Raw genomic sequence first — 1,851 nt, 5'->3', positions numbered from 1 at the left:
GCGCATGGCTGCCATGCGCATCACCAGGCCGCTACGTCCGGCTCCGGCTACGAAGAGCCTCTCGGCCCGCTGAATGAGCCTGACCACGGCCACGAGCTGGTCGTGGTTCAACCGGCCGGAGGCTGCGGCGATCTCTGCCTGAATGAACTCCAGGTTCTGACGAACGCCGTCAGCTTCGGGGTCGGCAAGCATAGCGGGGGAAGGGCGCGCTTCCATGCGTTGCTCCTTACACATCGTGGGGCGATCTGTTCGTTCCTCCCATACTGGTGCACTATTTGGGTAGGAGAAGCTCCCCACAGGGATAGTTGTACCTACCTATTTGGGTGGGTGATGGTATGGATTGACATCTATAATGGGGTGGTGAGTTTACCCAGCAAGCAGATCCCCGCCGCTGCCCACGACGAGTCTTCGATCCTTCTGGAGGCGGTGATCCAGCTGGCCGAATCGCCACTGACGCAGATCGCGGAGAAACTACGGTCCGCGGTGAGTCCATATCTGGGCTGTAGCGCTTTGGTGGTCTTCACCGAGGAGTGCACAGGCCGGCCGCAGAAGAAGTGCGGGGCAGAAGAGATCATCAGCCGTGTCACGATTGAGGAGTTGGACCGGGTCCGGACATCGCTGTCGGATCTATCACCGCGTTGGGGGCGCCAGCTGATCGGTGGACAGATGCGAGAAGCCCTGGTTCTGAAATCTTCAACCAATGCCCTGCTCGTGCTGACGGACCCGGTGCAGGTGCTCAGTCGCAGTGAGGCGACGGATCTGGCCGTCGTTGTGCGGTTGTGGCACTTGGCGGCGGTGCGTATCCGGGAGAAGGTTGCGGAAGCTCCCCCGTCGTACTTGCGGGAATCACGGGCAGCTTCTGCGGAACGGGCTCGAATCACCGCTGAGCTGACGGACCAGCATTCCACAACACTGGAAACGCTTCTTGCCGTTCTGCGCTCTCCCGCTCAGGATGATGCCACAGCTCGACGTACCGTCACCGACCTGGCGGCAACGGCCTTGGTGTTCCTGCGGACCCAAAACGACCGGACTGCCGCGCTGCTGGAAGAAGCGGTGGTGACAGCGTTCCAACGATTGCTCGAAGACCTGAAGCCCTTGGTGCGTTTTCGGGGCATTGACATGCAATTCGTTGAACCTCCCATCAACGGTCGAGCCTTGCCAGGTGAAGTGGCCCATGCGGCTCGGGCGATCGTGCGCGGGCTGGTTTTGGCCATGGTCGAGCAAAAGGAGGTGCACCGGATCCGCACACAATGGGACTGCGACGGCACGAACCTGCTCATCAACATGCGAGATGATGGCAAAGGAGAGCTGTCGCTGAACGCCGACAGCTTGAAACGTCTTGAGCAGCGCGTCGAGGCGTTGCATGGTCGCATATCAGTGGAAGTGATAGCCGGATGGGGAGCTGATGTCTCCGTCGTCCTTCCTCTGGACCCGCCACAATCCACTTCTACTGAGGGTGCGATGTGGAACTTGGGGCCTCGAGAAGAAGAGGTGCTACGGCTACTCGTGGCCGGCCTGCGCAACCGTGCCATCGCTGGCGAGCTGCAAGTCAGCGAGAACACCATTAAGTTCCACATGCGCAATCTGTTCCGAAAACTCGGCGTTTCCTCCCGCGCAGAGGCCATCTCCCTAGCCGTCCGCATGGGATTTCCGCTGACAACGCCCACCCCGCAGCATTGAACGCGTTGTGATCACCGCTAATGACTATCCGGTAGTCGTCAACCGGGACTGCCGCACCATCAGGTGCCATCTGACCTGGCTTGCCGGCGGGACGAGCGCAGCCAAGGCCCGTGCGTGCGGCCGTGCAGGCGCTGGTCAGCCCATGGACACCGGATGCCGAGGCTGCTCGGC

At 61.2% G+C, this 1,851-nt stretch carries 1 protein-coding gene and 1 pseudogene; one reads left to right on the top strand and one right to left on the bottom strand.

What is annotated here, in order from left to right; translation table 11 throughout:
• Positions 1-216: pseudogene (locus BJF77_RS20720) on the bottom strand (6-phospho-3-hexuloisomerase); the annotation flags it as partial.
• Between the two features lie 144 nt (positions 217-360).
• Here BJF77_RS20720 and BJF77_RS18000 point away from each other — a divergent pair.
• Positions 361-1,680: a response regulator transcription factor family protein gene (locus tag BJF77_RS18000; RefSeq protein ID WP_255396359.1), complete on the top strand. Its 1,320-nt coding sequence runs from the start codon at positions 361-363 to the stop codon at positions 1,678-1,680.
• Positions 1,681-1,851: the final 171 nt, after the last annotated feature.

This window comes from Kocuria sp. CNJ-770, from assembly GCF_001942375.1.
GTDB lineage: Bacteria > Actinomycetota > Actinomycetes > Actinomycetales > Micrococcaceae > Kocuria > Kocuria oceani.
The sequence above is the reverse complement of the archived record's forward strand: the minus strand, read 5'-3'. Positions and strand labels throughout refer to the sequence as shown.